Here is a 17242-nt window from a genome sequence, read left to right on the forward strand (position 1 = left end):
TGCCCGGTCACCTAGGTTGGGGGCCATGGATCCCGGGACCGCCATCCGCTGCGAGACGAGCAAGTGGGGCGACCGGCCGCACTGGCAGTTCGACGGGTTCTTCCTCGGCTCCGACGAGCACGGCGACTGGCTGGGCTTCCCGGCGGGCACCCACAACCACCGACCGGGCCACGAGTTCCACTCGGCCGTCGCATGCGTGACGCTGGTCCAGCCCGGCCGGTGGCACCTGCCGACGTTCCAGGCGCCTGGGATCTGGTGCGACCTGTACGTCGATGTCACGACGCCCGCCGTGTGGGAGGGCGAGGTGCTCCGCGCGGTCGACCTCGACCTGGACGTGATCCGGCTGCCGGACCCCCTCCCGCCCGTGGGGTCCGCCCCCTGGGACGTCCCTCCGGCCGGGCCGGGCGAAGTATTCGTCGACGACGAGGACGAGTTCGCCGAGCACCAGGTCGCCTACGGCTACCCCGCCGATGTCGTGGCCGCGGCGCAGGCCAGCTGCGACGCGCTCGTCCTGGCCGTGCGCGCCGGCCTGCCGCCGTACGACGGCACGCACCAGCGCTGGCTGGCGGAGCTCACTCGCCTGACGTCCGCCTGAGGGCACGCCGCTCGGAGCGGGTCATCGCTCGGAACGGCCCGACCAGGCGAGGCCCGGCCAGCCGGCTCTCCAGCTTGCGCGCCTCGCGCTTGAGCGGCTGGGCGACGTACTCCCCGAGGATCACGCCCGAGGCCAGCGCGATGGCGACCGAGATCGCCGTCATCAGCGCGAGGATGCCCTGGGAGACGAAGAAGCCGCCCTCGGCCAGGAACGTGAGGCCGCGGTAGATCGAGAGGCCGGGCAGGAACGGCACGATCGCCGGCACCGCCACGACCAGCGGCGGCACCCGCACCCGGCCCGCGACGGCGTAGGCCACGAGGCCGATGAAGAACGCGGCCGCCCCCGCCGACATGATCCGGCCGAAGCCCAGCAGAGCGACCCCCTGCGAGATCAGCGCCGCGACACCGGTGGTGAGGGCGATCGGCACGACCGCACGCCGCGGGGCGTACGACGCGATGCTGAAGGCGGCCGCCGACACCGCCGCACCGCCGAGGACCGCCGGGAGCTCCGAGACACCGAGCGCCCCAGGGATGAGCTGGCCCAGCTCGAGCCCGATCCCGTCGGCCACCGAGATGCCGAGCGCGACGCCGGCGATGATGCCCGCGGTCGCCATCATCGCCTCGATGAGGCGGGCGCTGGAGGTCAGGTAGAAGCCGGTGAGCGCGTCCTGCACGGCTCCCATCAGACCGATCCCGGCGAGCAGCAGGATGATGTTGGCCGTCACGACCAGCGACGGGTCGACGTCGATCGGTGTCGCCGCCACCGCCCCGGCCAGCAGTGTCGCGATCGCGCCGCCGGCGACCTGCAGGTAGAAGTACGGCAGCCGCCGTCGCGCCAGCACGATCTGCACGCGGTCGATGAGGCCGGCCGCCACGGCGGCGGTGACCGACACCACCGGCCCGCCGCCGAGGAAGACGCCGACGGCCGCGGCCATCACCATCCACGCGACCGTCACGGCCCAACGCGGGAATGCGTGCCCGAGCGAGACGATGGTGGCCATCCGCGACCGCGCGAGGTAGAGGTCGGCCTCGTCGGTGAGGACGTCGCGCACGAGGTGGTCGACCGCGGTGAGGTCCTCGTAGTCGATGTCGCGCTGCTGCACGTGGCGCACCATGAGGGTCGGTACGTCGTCCAGCGAGCGCTGGTAGCTCATCGACAGGGCCGTGAACGTCACGTCGATCTCGGCCGCGCGCAGGCCCAGGTGGTCGGCCACCGAGCGCATCGTCGCGGTCACGTCCGCGGCGCCCGCACCCGAGGACAGGAGCATCTCCCCGATGCGCAGGCAGAGGTCCATCGTCAGGTGGATCTCGCGGGCCCGTTCGGCCTCGAGCCGGGCCTCCAGCTCAGCCTGGGGATCGTCCTCTTCGGGCGCGCGCGCTCGTCCGTCCTGCTGGTCCACCCGGCCATGGTGACAAAGGCCGGATCCCACCCGGCACAGGGGTGAGCCTTCGCCGCCTGGGCGTCCCTAGACTCGACGCATGCGCATCGACTTCCACGCGTCGCCGGAGCCGACGCTCGGCGTGGAGTGGGAGCTCGCGCTCGTCGACCGGGCCAGCCGCGACCTCGTCAGCATCGCCTCGGAGGTGCACGAGCTCGCCGGCGGTCGGCTCGAGCGGCCCGAGCGGCTGCACAAGGAGCTGCTGCGCAACACCGTCGAGATCGTCACCGGCATCTGCGACACCGTCGGGGAGGCCGTCACCGACCTGCGGGACACCCTCGCCGTCGTCACGCCCGCCGCGGCCGAGCTCGGGGTCGACCTCCTCGGCGCCGGGTCGCACCCCTTCGCCGACTGGTCGCACCAGCAGCTCACCGAGGGCCATCGCTACGCCGAGCTGATCAACCGCACGCAGTGGTGGGGCCGCCAGATGCTGATCTGGGGCGTCCACGTCCACGTGGGGATGCCCGAGCGCGACCGGGTGATGCCGGTCCTGGCGTCGATGCTGACGACGTACCCCCACCTCCTCGCGCTCTCGGCGAGCTCCCCGATCTGGGCCGGCCAGGACACCGGCTACGCGTCCAACCGGGCCCTGATGTTCCAGCAGCTGCCGACCGCGGGGCTGCCCTTCGCCTTCGACACCTGGTCCGAGTTCGAGAAGTGCATCGCCGACCAGACCACCACCGGCATCATCGACTCGATGTCCGACGTCCGCTGGGACCTGCGCCCCGCGCCGCACCTCGGCACCCTCGAGCACCGGGTCTGCGACGGCATGTCCGACCTGGGCGAGCTCGCCGCCCTGACCGCGCTCGTCCACTGCCTCGTCGTCGACCTCGACACGCGGCTCGCGGCCGGCGAGGACCTGCCGACCCTGCCGCCGTGGCAGGTGCAGGAGAACAAGTGGCGCGCCGCGCGCTACGGCCTCGACGCGATCATCATCCTCGACGACCACAACCGCGAGCGGCTGGTCACCGAGGACCTCGACGACCTGCTCGAGCGGCTCACCCCCGTGGCCAAGCGGCTCGACTGCGAGGCCGAGCTGCGCACCGTCGCCGACATCCCCGTCCGCGGGGCGTCCTACCAGCGCCAGCGGGCCGTCGCCCGTGAGTCGGGTGGCGACCTGGTCGCGGTCGTCGACGCGCTCGTCGCGGAGCTCGCCCACTCGCTGGAGTCCTGACGCCCCTTCGGCCACGCGCCCTTGTGGCGGGTCACCGCGGGACGAGAGGATGCCCGGACCTCCCCGTCTCGTGCCCGGCGTCGAGGACGACGGAGGATCCGAACCGAGGAGCAGCCAGTGGTGGACCCGATCGACCCGACCGCGACCGGCTTCCTCCTCGCCGAGAACCGCAACATGCCGATGCACGTCGGCGGCCTCCAGCTCTTCGAGAAGCCCGCCGGTGCCGGCCGCGGCTACGTCCGCGAGATGTACGAGCAGATGCGCGACGTCGAGCAGATGGCGCCGCTCTTCCTCAAGCACCCGCACCGCTCGACGCGCACGGCGGGCCAGCTGGTGTGGGTGCCCGACGAGCAGTTCGACATCGAGCACCACGTCCGGCACAGCGCGCTGCCCAAGCCGGGCCGCGTGCGCGAGCTGCTCGAGCTCTGCTCGCGGCTGCACAGCACCCGCCTGGCGTGGGAGCGACCGCTCTGGGAGGCGCACGTGATCGAGGGCCTCCGCGACGGCCGCGTGGCGATGTACACCAAGACCCACCACGCCCTCGTCGACGGCGTCTCCGCGATGCGCCTGCTCGCGAGCGTGCTGTCGACCGACCCCGACGAGCGGAACATGCCCGCCCCCTGGGCGATGCGTCCGCGCGCGCCGCGCGAGGAGCCCGCGAGCACGGGCGGCGCGTCACTGTCCGACGTCACGGGCGCCACGGTGCGTACGGCGCTCGCGATCGCGTCGGAGGCCGCCGGCATGCCGGGCGCGCTGGTCCGCACCCTCAACAAGAGCGTGCGCAACGAGACGTCCGCGCTGTCGCTCTACGCCCCGCGCACCATGCTCAACCAGAACATCACCGGCTCGCGGCGCTTCGCCGCCCAGGACTGGCCGGTCGAGCGGCTGCGGGCGGTCGGTCGCGCGAGCGGCACCACCATCAACGACGTGGTGCTCGCCATGGTCAGCGGCGCGATGCGGACCTACCTGATCGAGCTCGACGCGCTGCCCGACACGTCCCTGATCTCGATGGTGCCGGTCGGCCTCAACGCCAAGCAGTCCCAGCTCGCCTCGGGCGACGGCGGCAACGCGGTCGGCTCGGTGATGGTGCAGCTCGGCACCCACCTGCCCGACCCGGCCGACCGCCTCGAGGCGATCCACCGCTCGATGGTGGACGGCAAGGACAGCCTGTCGGCGATGACGCCGACGCAGATCCTGGCGATGAGCGCGCTCGGCCAGGCGCCCGCCATCCTCGGCCCGATCTTCCGGATGCAGGGCATCGTGCGGCCGCCCTACAACCTCGTCGTCAGCAACGTCCCGGGCCCGCGCACCACCCACTACTGGAACGGCGCCCGGCTCACCGGCACCTACCCGCTGTCGATCCCGATCAACGGGATGGCGCTCAACATCACCTGCACGTCCTACGACGGCAAGATGTGCTTCGGCCTCACCGGCTGCCGCCGCACCGTCCCCCACCTCCAGGTCCTGCTGCAGTACCTCGACGAGGAGCTGATCGCCCTCGAGCGGGCCGCCGGCCTCTGACGCACGCGATCCCCGGATATCCGGGGATGTTCACACCTGTCGGCTGAAGTTTCGGCCGACAAGCGGGAAGTTCACCGGATATCCGGGGAGACCACCGCGGTCAGCGGACCACCTCGAGGCCGCCGCCGACCTGGTCGGCGACGGCGGTGAGGCGGGCGCGGGTGATGTCGGCGACCGTGGCGAGGCCGGCGAGCTGGGCGTTGGAGCCCGCGCGGGTGGGCTCGGCGGAGTTGATGCTGATGCAGCGGCGGGAGCCACCATCGGCGGCGTTGGCGAGCGCGACGGCGTGACCGGTCGTGCCGCTGCCGGCGAACGGGTCGAGCACGACCACGTCGGCGGGCAGCGTGGACAGGATCCGGCGGACCAGACCGGTGGGCTTGGGCGACTCGAAGACGTGGCCGACCACTGCCTTGAGCTCGGCGACCGCGGTGTCGGTCGAGCCGATCTCCTCGGCGAGCCAGATGGTGCGCAGCTTCTTGCGGCGCCCGCCCTCGCGGTGCAGCCAGTCGCGCTGGAAGATGTCGGCGCGCTCACCGCTGCGGCCCCGGATCACCCGGCACTCCAGGTCGTCGGGGCGCTCCTCGACCCGCGGCCTCGACCACCGCCACACCGCCGGGCGACCGTCGCCGAAGACGGGCGTCAGCGCGGTGCTGCCGTCGAACTCGCTGACCGAGACCCGACCGGTCGCCGGGTCGCCGTGCAGCGGGTAGTGGAGCGTCGGCGTGCTGACCGGGTTGAACTTCTTGTTGGTGTTGCGCAGCGGCAGGTAACGGAACCGTCGCCCGTCGGGCGTCGTCAGCGGGAAGTCGGACTCGTCGACGGCCTCGGCCGACGCCCCGTCCACGGCGCAGGACGGCAGGTGGCGGGCGTACGCCAGGACGTACTCGTGGCTGGTCGCGAACCCGCGGCCGAGCTGGCGGCCCTTCGGGTTGAGGTTCACCACGACCTGGGCGAGGAAGTTGGCCTCCCCGAAGACCTCGTCCATCAGCAGCCGCAGGTGGGCGGCCTCATTGTCGTCGATGCTGACGAACACCGCTCCGTGCGGTGCCAGCACCTCGCGGACGGCCTCGAGGCGCGGACGCATCATCGCCGTCCATGCGGCGTGCCGGCCGGCGTACGGGTTGGCGTGCGAGCCGTCGCGGAAGCGGTCGGCGTACGCGAAGTCGTTGCCCGTGTTGTAGGGCGGATCGGTGTAGACGACGTCGACCGACCCCGCCGGGAGCAGCGGCAGCACGTCGAGGTTGTCACCGACGTGGAGCGTGTTCCACACGGGGCCTCGCGCACCACCGGCAGCGGGCGCGGGCTCGTCGGGCACGCGCGACAGCCTAGGCGCTGGCCCGGCAGCGGCAACGGGTCGCTGCGGGAAATGCTCATCCCAATTTTCCCACCAGCCCCAGAACGTCCTTTACTGTGGAGCGCGTGTCTTCCTCCACGCGCCGCTCACGCCCCTCCGCACGCCGCTCCGCCCCCGCTCGCGGGCGGGCGCTGACGGTCGCCACCGCCGGCGTCCTCGTCGCGGGCCTCGCGCTCAACGTCGGCGTCGGCCCGTCGGTGGCCGACGACGGCGACCGGACGGACAAGACGCAGAGCCGCGGCGGACTGACGTACGGCGGCGACAACGGCTACCGCGGCCGCAACCAGACCTCCGACGGCAAGCCCGGCATCGTGGTCGGCCCGCCGATCAACGCCCGCGGCCGCACGGTCACGGTGCTGAACGACGTCAGCTACGAGATCGCGCCCGGCGTCGTGCTGCGGGAGTGGGACCAGGTCGACGGCCGCCAGCCGATCGGGCAGGTCCGGATGAACCTGCTCTCCGTCAGCCTCGACGCCCCCAACATCTCCTTCGAGGAGTTCTCCCCCACCTACGTCACCAGCCGCAAGAAGGTCAGCCAGCTCGGCGGGTGGAACGACGCCCTCGGCGCGGTCAACGGCGACTTCTTCGACATCGGCAGCACCGACGCCCCGCTCGGCGTGACGATCAACCGCGAGAAGGGCGTCCTCGGCGGCTCGCGCGACGGCTGGATCCCGGGCGTCAACTCGTCCCTCTGGTTCGACGACTCCGGCCCGCACGTCAGCCCGCTGGCCCTCGAGTGGACGATCCGCCAGCGCAGGGCGTGGACCGTCAGCGGGGTCAACCACCCGCGCGTCCCGTCGGGCCAGATCGGCGTCTTCACCTCCGACTGGCACCGCACGTCGGGCTACCAGGTGACGGCCGGCAAGAAGCGCGCCCGCGAGGTCGTGCTCCGCAAGAACCGCGTCATCTCCAACAAGCCGAAGCTCTCGACCGGACGCAAGATCAAGCAGAAGGAGCGGGTGCTGATCGGCACCGGTCCCGCCGCCGCCAAGCTGAAGAACCTCAAGCGGGGCAAGAAGATCACGCTGTCGCAGCGCATCGCAGGCGGCAAGCCGACGGTCGCGATCAGCGGCGACCGCCCGCTGCTCACGAACGGCGTCCGCACCGTCGTCAACAACACCATCGCCCACCCGCGTACGGCGGTCGGCATCGACGCCGACGGCCGCAAGCTGCTCATCCTCGTGGTCGACGGACGCTCCACGGTCAGCCGCGGCTACACGATGGTCGAGCTCGCCGACATCATGACCGCCCTCGGCGCGGAGAACGCGATCAACCTCGACGGCGGCGGCTCCTCGGCGATGTACACCCGCACCGGCACCGGCGCCTTCGGCATCGTCAACGAGCCGTCCGACGGCAACGAGCGGCTGGTGGCCAACTCGTTCGGCCTCGTCTACCACGGCGAGCTGCCGCCGGTGGTGCCGATCCTGCCGCCCACCCCGACGCCCACCCCGACGCCCACTCCGACGGTGCCGCCGACGACGCCGACGACGCCGACTCCCTGACCGGAGAGGCGGCTCAGGCGTCGGGCACGGAGAAGACCACGACGTAGGTCACCGGCGCGAGGCACTGCACGGTGCTCTTCGGCAGGGCCGGGACGACCTGGAAGCCGGCCTCGCCGGCGTCGATGGCGACGCTGCGCGGGGGCTCGCACCCGGTCGAGACGACGGCCCCGTAGGGGGTCGTGCCCGGCGCGCTCAGGTCCTTCACCGCGGCGGTGACCTCGCCCGGCAGCCCGCTCTGCAACCCCACGACGAAGTCGGCGACGGCCTGGTCGGTGTCGAGCGCGAAGGCCATCTCCGACGGCGAGCCGCCGCCCTCGGTGGCGTCGACCAACACGGCGTCGGTGACGCCGGCGGACCCCTCGACGCGGATGGGCGTGGCGTCCCCGCCAGCGGACGGGTCCTCCGACGGGCTCTCGGAGGGAGACGGGGTCTCGCTCGGGGTGTCGGACGGGCTCTCGGACGGGCTCGGTGTGCTCGTCGCTGCCGGGTCGGTCGCCGTACCGCCGTCGTCGTCCCCGCACGCCGAGAGCCCTCCTGCCAGGGCGAGGGCGGCGAGGAGGGCGGAGGCGGACCGGGTGCGGGCGCCCGAGCGGCGCTGTGAGGGGCTCATGGTGCTTCGACGATATCGACGGGCGCCCGGCTCCGCCGGAAGGCTCGCACGCGGGACGTCGCGTCGACGCCGTGCGGTCCGCACTGGCAGGCTGGCGCCATGAGTGACCCCGAGAACCAGGCCGAGCCGGTCCGCGAGGCCGTCCGCGCCTACGCGGCGCTCCAGCCCCAGCTGGCCTCGGCCACCCAAGCGTATGTCGCCCTCATCCAGGTGCTCCTCGACGACGCCGGCATCGACTACCTCAGCGTCACCGGGCGTACGAAGAGCGTCGCGTCGTTCGCCGCGAAGGCCAACCGCACCGAGGGTGACGGTCCGCTCTACCCCGATCCGTTGGAGCAGATCACCGACCAGATCGGCGTCCGCGTCATCACCTACGTCCACAGCGACGTCGCGGCGGTCGCGGAGGTCCTCGACGACGAGCTGGCGATGCTCGACGACCGCGACCTGGGCGAGGAGACCGCCCGATCGGGTCGCTTCGGCTACGCCAGCCGGCACCTGCTCGTCCAGACCCACCCGGGCGCCGAGCTCCCGACGCTGGAGGGGCACCGGGCCAGCGTGCAGGTGCGCACGGTGCTCCAGCACGCGTGGGCGGAGTTCGAGCACGACATCCGTTACAAGGGCAACGTCCCCGAGGACGCCGCCGCCGACCTCGACCGCCGCTTCACCCTCGCCGCCGGGCTGATCGAGCTGGCCGACCGCGAGTTCGCCACGATCCGCGAGCGCATCCAGATGGCCGCTCCCGGCAGCGCCGTCGAGGCCGACGCCGACCACATCGTCGGGCAGGAGCTGGCCACCTTCCTGGCCGGGCACTACAGCGACGCCGGCTGGTCGCACACCGACCACTACGACTGGATCGCCGGGCTGCTCACCCAGCTCGGCATCGACAGCATCGACGACCTCGCCGACCTGCTGACCTCCGTCGACGCCGACGCGGTGATCCGGCGGATGGGCTACCGCTACCCCGCCGGGGCCGTACGACGCCTCGACGACGCGCTGCTCGCGATCTTCGGCGAGCAGTACGTCACCCTCGAGGGCAACAGCCACCGGGTCCCGCTGCTGCGCGCGCGGCTGGAGAAGCTCAGCACGCCCGAGGGCTGACGGGCAGGCGTCGGTCGGCTGCCGGGGGCGCCCCTAGGGTTGTGCCATGCCCCGGCTGTCGTGGACCACCGTCACTCCCCTGCTGGCCGCTGTGGCACTGGCCGTCGCCTGGCCCCTGCACCCGGACAGCGCGCCCGTGCTCGGCGTGCTCTCGGTCCTGCTGGTCGGCGCCGTGCTTGCCGCCGTGCACCACGCGGAGGTCGTCGCCCACCGGGTCGGCGAGCCCTACGGATCGCTGGTGCTGGCGGTCGCGGTGACGATCATCGAGGTCGGGCTCATCGTCACGCTGATGGTCACCACCGACAAGGACACCGCCGGGCTGGCGCGCGACACCGTCTTCGCGGCGGTGATGATCACCCTCAACGGCATCGTGGGCATCTCGCTGCTCGTCGGCGCCCTCAAGCACCACCTCGCGGTCTTCAACCCCGAGGGCACCGGCGCCGCGCTGGCCACCGTCATCGCCCTCGCCGTGCTGTGCCTCGTCGTGCCGTCGGTGACCACCTCCCAGCCCGGGCCGGAGTTCACCGGCGCGCAGCTGACCTTCGCGGCGATAGCGTCGCTCGCGCTCTACGGCATGTTCGTCTTCACGCAGGCCATCCGGCACCGTGACTTCTTCCTCCCGGTGACCCAGGACGCCCACTCGCCGCTCGTCACCTCCCAGGCCGCGGCGGACGCCGCCGCGGCTGCCCGCGCAGCCGTCGACGCCGGCTCCTTCGAGCACGAACCGGTCGACCTCGACCAGGACGGGCACGCCGACCCGCCCACCGACCGGGCCGCCCTCACCAGCCTCGGCCTGCTCGTCGTCTCGCTGGTCGCCGTCGTCGGCCTCGCCAAGATCGAGTCGCCGGCCATCGAGTCCGGCGTGGCGGCGCTCGGCTTCCCGCCGGCGGTCGTCGGCGTCGTGATCGCGCTCCTCGTCCTCGCACCCGAGACCATCGCCGCCGTCCGGGCGGCGACCCTCAACCGGGTCCAGGTCAGCCTCAACCTCGCGCTCGGCTCGGCGATGGCGTCGATCGGCCTCACCATTCCCTCGATCGCGATCGCCAGCATCTGGCTCGACGGGCCGCTCGAGCTCGGCCTCAACCAGCTGCAGGTCGTGCTGCTGATCCTCACCGCGGCCGTGGCGATCCTCACCGTCGTACCGGGTCGCGCCAAGCCGCTCCAGGGCGGCGTGCACCTCGTGCTGCTCGCAGCGTTCCTGTTCCTCACCGTCGCGCCCTGAGACGCACCCGAGCGGTGGCTCAGCCACGTCCCGGGACTGCGGGATGTGGGTGGGCCACCGCTCGGGTGGACGCTGGACCTGCGGCAGGTCAGCCGAAGTAGGTCGCGTAGATCTTGTCGTAGGTGCCGTCCTCGCGGAGGTCGGCGAGCGTGCCGTTGATGGTGCGCAGGAGCGGGATGTTGCCGTCCTTCTTCACCGCCATGCCGTACTGCTCACCGGTGTCGAACTCCCGAGCCAGCTTGAGCTTGCGGTTGTCGGAGACGAACTGGCCGGACACGGTGTTGTCGAGCATCGCCGCGTCGAGCTGGCCCGCCGCGAGCGCGTCCTGCAGGCCCGCCGCGTCGTCGTACGCGATCACCTGCGTGGTCTCCGGGGCGAAGTCGCTCAGATAGGTCTCGCCGGTGGTGTCCTTCTGCACGCCGACCCGCTTGCCGGCGAGCTCCGTGAGCTGGTCCAGGCCCGAGCCGCGCGGCGTGATGAGCGCCTGCTTGGCGTCGAAGTAGGGGCTGGAGAAGTCGAGCACGCGAGCCCGCTCACCGGTGATGGTCATCGCCGAGATGGCGAGGTCGCACACGTCGTTGTTGAGCGAGTTGCCCGAGGTGATGTCGTCGAACGACACGTCGATCACGTCGAGGTCTGCGTCGAGGTCCTTGGCGACCTCGCGCACCAGGTCGATGTCGAACCCGGTGGGCTTGCCGCCCTTCTCGTACTCGAACGGCTCGTAGGGCATGTCGGTGCAGACGGTGAGGGCGCCGCTGAAGACCAGCGACACCTCGCTCAGGGCGTCGGCCTCGTCGGCGCTGGCGCTGCCGCCGCAGGCGCTCAGCGTGGCCATCAGGGCCACGGAGGACAGGGCGGCGAGGGCCGTGCGGGCAGGGCCGAGCCGTCGGACGGTGCGGGTCATGGCGTCAGTTCGCATTCACGGTGAGCGACTCGCGCAGTCGCATGAGGGCGTATTCGGTGATCTTCACGAGCGCACCCTTGGCCTGGTCGCGGTCGCGGGCGTCGAGGCTGATGATCGGTACGTCGGCGGGCAGGGCCAGCGCGGCCGCGATCTCCTCGGCGGGGTAGCGCGGGACGCCGTCGAACTCGTTGACGGCGACGATGAAGGGGATGCCCTTGGACTCGAAGTAGTCCAGCGGCGAGAACGACTCGTCGAGGCGCGCCACGTCGACCAGCACGATGGCGCCGATGGCGCCGCGGCAGAGGTCGTCCCACATGAACCAGAAACGACGCTGCCCGGGCGTGCCGAAGAGGTAGAGCACGAGGTCCTCGGCCAGGGTCAGGCGACCGAAGTCCATCGCCACGGTCGTGGTGGCCTTGGTGGGCACGGCGGCAAGATCGTCGACGCCCTCGGACTCGTTCGTGACGAGCGCCTCGGTGCGCAGCGGGTCGATCTCCGACACGGCGCCGACGAGCGTCGACTTGCCGACGCCGAAGCCGCCTGCGATGACGATCTTCGTCGACGCAGCCGCGCGCTGTGCCTTAGTAGTTTCGAAGTCCACGGAGGGTCCTTTCGATGAGCTCGAGCCGCTCATCTGTCGACGTGCTGTCGGTGATGGTGGCCTGGATGCGGACCAGGCCCTGCTCGATCAGGTCACCCAGCAGCACCCGGGTGACGCCGATCGGCATCTTGGTGAGGGCCGACACCTCGGCCACGGAACGCCGATCGCAGACCTCGAGAACCTGCGCAGCAGACGGAGAGAGCACGGGAGCTTCCGCACCCGCCTGAAGGCGGAGCGTGGCCTCCATGGCCAGCTCGACCTTCGCGGCCGTCCGGCCTGCGGTGAGGGTGTAGGACCGGATCAGTCGAGGGCGGTAGCCCTCGTCCTCCGGCTCGGGTGGCGGCGTCATGACGCGGGTCCGGTCAGCCGCCCGTACCGACGCGGGCCTGGGCCTCGACGGTACGTCCCACGCGGTCCACCAGCAGGGCCATCTCGTAGCCCACCTGGCCGATGTCGGCCTCCTCGGTCGTGAGCACGGTGAGGTTGGACCCGTCACCGACGCTCATGAGCATCAGGAAGCCCATCTCCATCTCGACGATGGTCTGCATCACCGAGCCGCCCTCGAAGAGGCGGGCGGCGCCGACCGCGAGGCTGGCCAGACCGGAGGAGACGGCCGCGACCTGCTCGGCGCGCTCGCCCGGGATGCTGGTGCTCGAGGCCATGAGGAGACCGTCGGCGGACACGAGGATCGCGTGCGCCGCGTCGGGTACGTCGTCGACGAATCGCGACATCACCCAGTCGAGGTCTCGGTCGTCACCAGCAGGGCTGGCGACGGGGGCGGCGGAGGTGTCGTGAGTCATGAGGGGCCTGCTTCCGTGTGCTGGGTGGAACTCTGGGCTGCTCGGCGACCGCGGGAGACTCCTGCGGTGTGTGCCTGGAGACGGCGTCGGATTGCTTCGGGGTCACGCGTCTTTGCTGCAGTGGGCGGGGTCACGCTACCGGGGACGAGGCGCTCACCAGGGGCACGTCGCGGCAGTCCGACCGGGGTGGATTCGACGACCGGCGCCGGCTCCGAGACGTGCTCGGCGATCTCCCAGCCGCGGTCGACCTCGGTCTCGTGCCACTCGCCCTTGCCCTCGCCGGCGAGCCAGCCTGAGCGCATCGACTTGAAGATCGGGGACTCGCCGCCGGCGCGGGCCGGCTCGGCACCGAGCGACAGGCCGTTGCTGCCGTGGCCGTTCGACCCGTGACCGTTGCTGCCGTGGCCGTTCGACCCGTGCCCGTTCGAGCCGTTCGAGCCGTTGGTGCCGTTCGAGCCGTTGGTGCCGTGGCCGTTGAGGCCGTGGCCGTCGGTGAGCAGCGCGGCGGCGTCGTAGGACGGCACCGGCTCGAGCTCGGGCTCGGCACGCTCCTCGGGCTCGGGCTCGGCCACGACCTCGCTGACGGGCTCCGGCTCGGGCTGGCTGACCGGCTGGCTGACCGGCTGGCTGACGGGCTCCGTCGGCCGGACCGGGGCTCCGAGACCCAGCGGGTCGGCGGCGTCGACCTCGACCTCGTCCCGCACCTCGACCTCGTCGGCCTGGGCGGCGGGCTCGGGCTCGACGGCGGGCTCGGCCTCCGGCTCGACCTGGGCGGCGGGCTCGGACTGCTCGGCAGCAGCGGGCTCGTCGAAGGCGTCGGCGGGCAGCGGGTCCGACAGCGGGTCGGACAGCGGGTCGTGGGCCCGGGCGGGCTGCGCGACGGGCTGCTCGGTCGGCTCCTCGGCCACCGCGACCTCGGTCGGCTCCTCGGCGGGAGTCTCGGCAGGGACCTCGGCGCTCCGCGCCTCCTGCTCGGCCTGCGCACGCTGGCGGGAGGCCAGGGCGGTGATCGGGACGACGCGGGCGACCTTCTCGGCGCGCTCGGTCGGCGCGGGCTCGTCACCGGCGGCGTCCGCCTTGGCGGCGGGTGCTGCGGTGTCGGCACGCTTGCCGAAGAGCGGGCCCGTGGCGCCGGAGGTCTCCGGCGGCAGGAAGGCGTCGGCACCCGTCCGGGGCATGTTGGCACCGGGGTCGCGGCGCGGCAGCAGGCTGCCGAGCGGCGGACGGTCCGGGGTCGGCTCCGAAGCCGAGGAGGACGAGGTGGCGGCAGCGACGGACGCGGCGGGCGCGCTCGACGTGTCGTCGGCAGCGGTCGTCGTACCGGTCGCGGCCGGCGCCGGCTCCAGGTCGGCCTCAGCCTTGGCGGCCTTGGCCTTGGCCTTCGCCTCGGAGGCGGCGGCGCGCTCGGCGGCCTTGGCCTCGGCCTTCTCGGCGCGGGCCCGGTTGCGGGCCTCGCGCTTGGAGACGACCGGGGCGGCGGCTGCCGCGGCACCGACGAGCTCGGTGGAGCCCGTCGACGTGGCGGACGACGAGGTGGACGGGGTGGACGGAGCAGCCGTCGTGGTCGCGGCCGGCGCGGCGGGCGCACCGGACTGCGACACGTCGGGGAGCACCGACGGCGGGAGCAGCACGCTGGCCGTCATGCCGCCACCGGGGTTGCGGGCCAGGTGGGCGGTGATGTCGTGGCGCTCGGCGAGGCGCGACACCACGAACAGGCCCATGCGGCGGGCGGTGTCGGGCGTGGCCTCGGCACCGTGCTGGAGGTCGCCGTTGAGCTGCTCGAGCTCGGCCGGGGGCACGCCCAGACCGGAGTCGGTGATCGTGATGGTGACGCCCTCGGGGCCCTGCTTGGCGGCCAGGCGCACCGGCTCGGCCGGCGGCGAGAAGCTGAGCGCGTTGTCGACCAGCTCGGTGAGCAGGTGGACGACGTCGGCCGCGGCCTCGTCACCGACGCGGGTGTTGAGGTTGGAGAGGATCTGCACGCGCTGGTAGTCCTGCACACCCGAGGTCGCGGCCTGAAGCGCCTCGCCGACGGTGAGGCTGAACTGGCCGGCGGCACGGTTCGGGGCGTCGGCCAGGATCAGCAGGGAGTCGGCCGTACGACGCATGCGCGAGGCGAGGTGGTCGAGGCGGAACAGCGACTCGAGGCGCTTGGGGTCCTCTTCGTCGTGCTCGAGGCGCTCGATCTGCGCGAGCTGCTGGTTGACCAGCGAGGTCGAGCGGCGCGACAGCGTCACGAACATCGCGTTGACGGTCTGGCGGAGCTGGGCCTCACCGGAGGCGAGGTGGATGGCCTGGCGGTGGAGGTCGTCGACCGCTCGCGCGACCTGGCCGATCTCCTCGTTGGTGTGGACGTCGATCGTCTTGATCGGCTCCGGCTCCTGGCCGGCGCGGATCCGGGCGACGGCGTCGGGCAGGCGGTGGCGGGCCACCGCGAGGGCGCCGTCGCGGACCTTGCCGATCGGGCCGAGGAGGCTGCGGGCGATGAAGAACGCGAGGGCGATCGCCGCGGCGAGCGCAAGGAGCGTGAGCACGGCGCCGACGAGGGCGTTGCGCTGGGCGGCGCCGGCCGCGTCGTCGAGGGTCTTCGTCACACCGGTGACGAGCGTCTCGGTGATCTCGTCGTACGGCGCGTAGGCGTCGCGTCCGTCGAGGTCGGTGGCAGCGTCGTCGCGGATCTGCCCGGCGTGGCGGGTGTTCTGCTGGCGCAGGAGGGCGGTCTGGTCGTCCGCGCCGTCGACGGACCCGGCGAGACGGTCGATGGCCGCGGCCTCGACGCCGATCTCCGAGAAGAGCTCCTGGGAGCTGGACTGCGACAGCGTGGTCGCGAGGAGGCCCTGCTGGAGCGCGAGGGACAGGCGACCGCTCATGGCCTGGGAGAGCTGCTCGAGGCGGGGCTCGGGCGTCTCCTGGGCGGCGTTCACGCTGGTGATGAGCTGGGACACGCTGGACTCGAGCTGACGCACGAGGGCGATCCAGGTGGCCGGGCCGAGCGTCTCGGCACCCTCGCCGCGCATGGCCTGGCTGAGGTCGAGCAGTGCGTTGACGTGGGCGGTCTGCAGCTCGTCGAGCTCGGCCCCGTCGCGGGCCCCGACCAGCGTCTCGGCGTTGGTGGAGATGTCGCTGATCGCGTCGATCAGGTCGCCCTGGCTGGCGGCGCTGTCGGACTGCGCGGCCACCATCGCGGTCTCGGACGCGGTCAGGTAGTCGACCGCGGGCTGGATGATCGTGACCTGCTGGGCGCTCCGCGCGGCCTGGCGCGAGTCGCCGTAGTCGCCGGAGACGCGCAGGCCACCGAGGACAGCCGCGAGCAGCAGCGGGATCGCCAGGGCCAGGGCCATCTTCCGGCCCAGTGGCCAACCGGCGACCGAGAGTCCCGTGCCCTTCCGGGCCTGGGCTGCATCCTGAGTCATGTGTGCCTCGCGTTTGGTGAGCGACTACATCGAATCCGAGAACGCGCCGTTGGGACCGACGCAGGCTCAACCTAAGGAGTTCGGCGACATTCCGTGGCGTTTTCCGAGAACTCGGGTCAAGGCGGTGTAAGGAGCGATTCGAGGCCCTCTGCCCTCCCTCCCCGGCCGCCCGTGCGGCAGGCTTCAGCGCCACGACCCTCCATCTCGTGAAGGGCCGGTCGCTCGAACCGCGGACCGGCCCCGGCACGTCGGACGACCAGAAGTCGCGTGCGTCGTCATGCGTCCCGCCCAGACCATCGCCGCTTGCTGGGTTGTGGTCGTCCGACGCGCCGCACGCTCGTCGTTCACGCTCGCGGAGCTCAGGACGAGGCGTACGACGGAGCCCGGCGCCGCCTGGCCGGCCCACCCCTCAGGAGCGGACGTGCATCCGTTCGCCCTGGGGGCCGAAGATCGCCAGCACCTCGGCGGGCGTCGGTCCGGGGTTGCCGATCCAGTGGGGCGTGCGGGTGTCGAACTCGGCGACCTCGCCCGGCTCGAGCACGAGGTCGCGGGTCCCCAGCACCAGCCGGACCGTGCCGCTGAGGACGTAGAGCCACTCGTAGCCCTCGTGGGTCTGCAACGTCGGGCGCGGGTCCTTCTCGACCGGCATCACCATCTTGAAGGACTGCAGGCCGCCGGGCCGGCGGGTCAGCGAGATGAAGGTGCGTCCGTGTCGCACGACGGGCTTGGAGCGGATCCGCGGGTCGCCGGTCTCGGGCGCGTCGACCAGCTCGTCGAGGGCGACGCGGTGGGCCCGCGCGAGCGGGAGCAGCAGCTCCAGGGTGGGCTTGCGCTGGCCGGACTCCAGCCGCGACAGGGTGCTCACCGAGATGCCTGTCTCCTCGGCGAGGTCGGTCAGGGTCGCCTCCCGCTCGAGCCGCAGCTGGCGCAGCCGCGGACCGACGGCGGCCAGCACTCCTTCGTCGTCCATGCAACCCAGTTTGCCACTCCGGCAAGATTGTTTGTCAATA

Annotated in this window: 15 protein-coding genes; 6 read left to right on the top strand and 9 right to left on the bottom strand. The window is 72.2% G+C overall.

What is annotated here, in order from left to right; translation table 11 throughout:
- The first annotated feature begins 25 nt into the window (after positions 1-25).
- Positions 26-595 (top strand): DUF402 domain-containing protein, encoded by a 570-nt coding sequence (locus AC1DP1_RS03265; protein ID WP_477505612.1) that lies wholly within the window; start codon positions 26-28, stop codon positions 593-595.
- Here AC1DP1_RS03265 and AC1DP1_RS03270 read toward each other — a convergent pair.
- The gene (locus AC1DP1_RS03270; protein WP_477505613.1) at positions 573-1994 is read right to left on the bottom strand and encodes a threonine/serine exporter family protein; all 1422 of its coding nucleotides are present in this window, start codon (positions 1992-1994) and stop codon (positions 573-575) included. The two genes, AC1DP1_RS03265 and AC1DP1_RS03270, sit on opposite strands and share 23 nt — an antisense overlap.
- Positions 1995-2073: 79 nt before the next feature.
- Here AC1DP1_RS03270 and AC1DP1_RS03275 point away from each other — a divergent pair, with 79 nt between their 5' ends.
- Complete coding sequence (locus AC1DP1_RS03275) at positions 2074-3207, top strand: glutamate--cysteine ligase (protein WP_300046799.1); 1134 nt, start codon at positions 2074-2076, stop codon at positions 3205-3207.
- A 117-nt stretch (positions 3208-3324) separates the two neighbouring features.
- Positions 3325-4728, top strand: a complete 1404-nt coding sequence (locus AC1DP1_RS03280) for a WS/DGAT/MGAT family O-acyltransferase (RefSeq protein WP_477505614.1) — start codon at positions 3325-3327, stop codon at positions 4726-4728.
- 100 nt (positions 4729-4828) lie between these two features.
- On the opposite strand, the gene AC1DP1_RS03285 is transcribed toward AC1DP1_RS03280, so the two are convergent.
- The gene (locus AC1DP1_RS03285; protein WP_477505615.1) at positions 4829-6043 is read right to left on the bottom strand and encodes a site-specific DNA-methyltransferase; all 1215 of its coding nucleotides are present in this window, start codon (positions 6041-6043) and stop codon (positions 4829-4831) included.
- A 104-nt stretch (positions 6044-6147) separates the two neighbouring features.
- Between AC1DP1_RS03285 and AC1DP1_RS03290 the strand changes: the two genes are divergently transcribed.
- Positions 6148-7584 (top strand): phosphodiester glycosidase family protein, encoded by a 1437-nt coding sequence (locus tag AC1DP1_RS03290; RefSeq protein ID WP_477505616.1) that lies wholly within the window; start codon positions 6148-6150, stop codon positions 7582-7584.
- A gap of 13 nt (positions 7585-7597) precedes the next feature.
- On the opposite strand, the gene AC1DP1_RS03295 is transcribed toward AC1DP1_RS03290, so the two are convergent.
- Positions 7598-8194, bottom strand: a complete 597-nt coding sequence (locus AC1DP1_RS03295) for a hypothetical protein (RefSeq protein ID WP_477505617.1) — start codon at positions 8192-8194, stop codon at positions 7598-7600.
- Positions 8195-8293: 99 nt separating this feature from the next.
- Between AC1DP1_RS03295 and AC1DP1_RS03300 the strand changes: the two genes are divergently transcribed.
- Together AC1DP1_RS03300 and AC1DP1_RS03305 are read left to right on the top strand one after the other, a co-directional pair.
- Positions 8294-9292, top strand: coding sequence for a GTP pyrophosphokinase (locus tag AC1DP1_RS03300; protein WP_300046807.1), 999 nt, complete (start codon positions 8294-8296; stop codon positions 9290-9292).
- Between the two features lie 46 nt (positions 9293-9338).
- Complete coding sequence (locus tag AC1DP1_RS03305; protein ID WP_477505618.1) at positions 9339-10514, top strand: calcium:cation antiporter; 1176 nt, start codon at positions 9339-9341, stop codon at positions 10512-10514.
- Positions 10515-10602: 88 nt separating this feature from the next.
- Here the strand turns inward: AC1DP1_RS03305 and AC1DP1_RS03310 are convergent, their stop codons facing one another.
- From AC1DP1_RS03310 to AC1DP1_RS03335, 6 genes are all read right to left on the bottom strand, one after another.
- Positions 10603-11418: an ABC transporter substrate-binding protein gene (locus AC1DP1_RS03310; protein ID WP_477505619.1), complete on the bottom strand. Its 816-nt coding sequence runs from the start codon at positions 11416-11418 to the stop codon at positions 10603-10605.
- Between the two features lie 4 nt (positions 11419-11422).
- Positions 11423-12019: a GTP-binding protein gene (locus AC1DP1_RS03315; RefSeq protein ID WP_477505620.1), complete on the bottom strand. Its 597-nt coding sequence runs from the start codon at positions 12017-12019 to the stop codon at positions 11423-11425.
- Positions 12000-12368: a DUF742 domain-containing protein gene (locus AC1DP1_RS03320; protein WP_299925912.1), complete on the bottom strand. Its 369-nt coding sequence runs from the start codon at positions 12366-12368 to the stop codon at positions 12000-12002. The genes AC1DP1_RS03315 and AC1DP1_RS03320 overlap by 20 nt, the downstream gene beginning before the upstream one ends.
- A gap of 13 nt (positions 12369-12381) precedes the next feature.
- Positions 12382-12819 (bottom strand): roadblock/LC7 domain-containing protein, encoded by a 438-nt coding sequence (locus AC1DP1_RS03325; RefSeq protein WP_300046812.1) that lies wholly within the window; start codon positions 12817-12819, stop codon positions 12382-12384.
- A complete protein-coding gene (locus AC1DP1_RS03330) occupies positions 12816-16232 on the bottom strand; it encodes an ATP-binding protein (protein WP_477505621.1) in 3417 nt (1138 codons plus the stop codon). The genes AC1DP1_RS03325 and AC1DP1_RS03330 overlap by 4 nt, the downstream gene beginning before the upstream one ends.
- A gap of 409 nt (positions 16233-16641) precedes the next feature.
- Positions 16642-17202 carry a helix-turn-helix domain-containing protein gene (locus AC1DP1_RS03335; protein ID WP_477505622.1) on the bottom strand — a complete coding sequence of 187 codons (561 nt, stop codon included), beginning with the start codon at positions 17200-17202 and terminating at the stop codon, positions 16642-16644.
- Positions 17203-17242: the final 40 nt, after the last annotated feature.

Source organism: Nocardioides sp. P4_G10 (genome assembly GCF_056401175.1).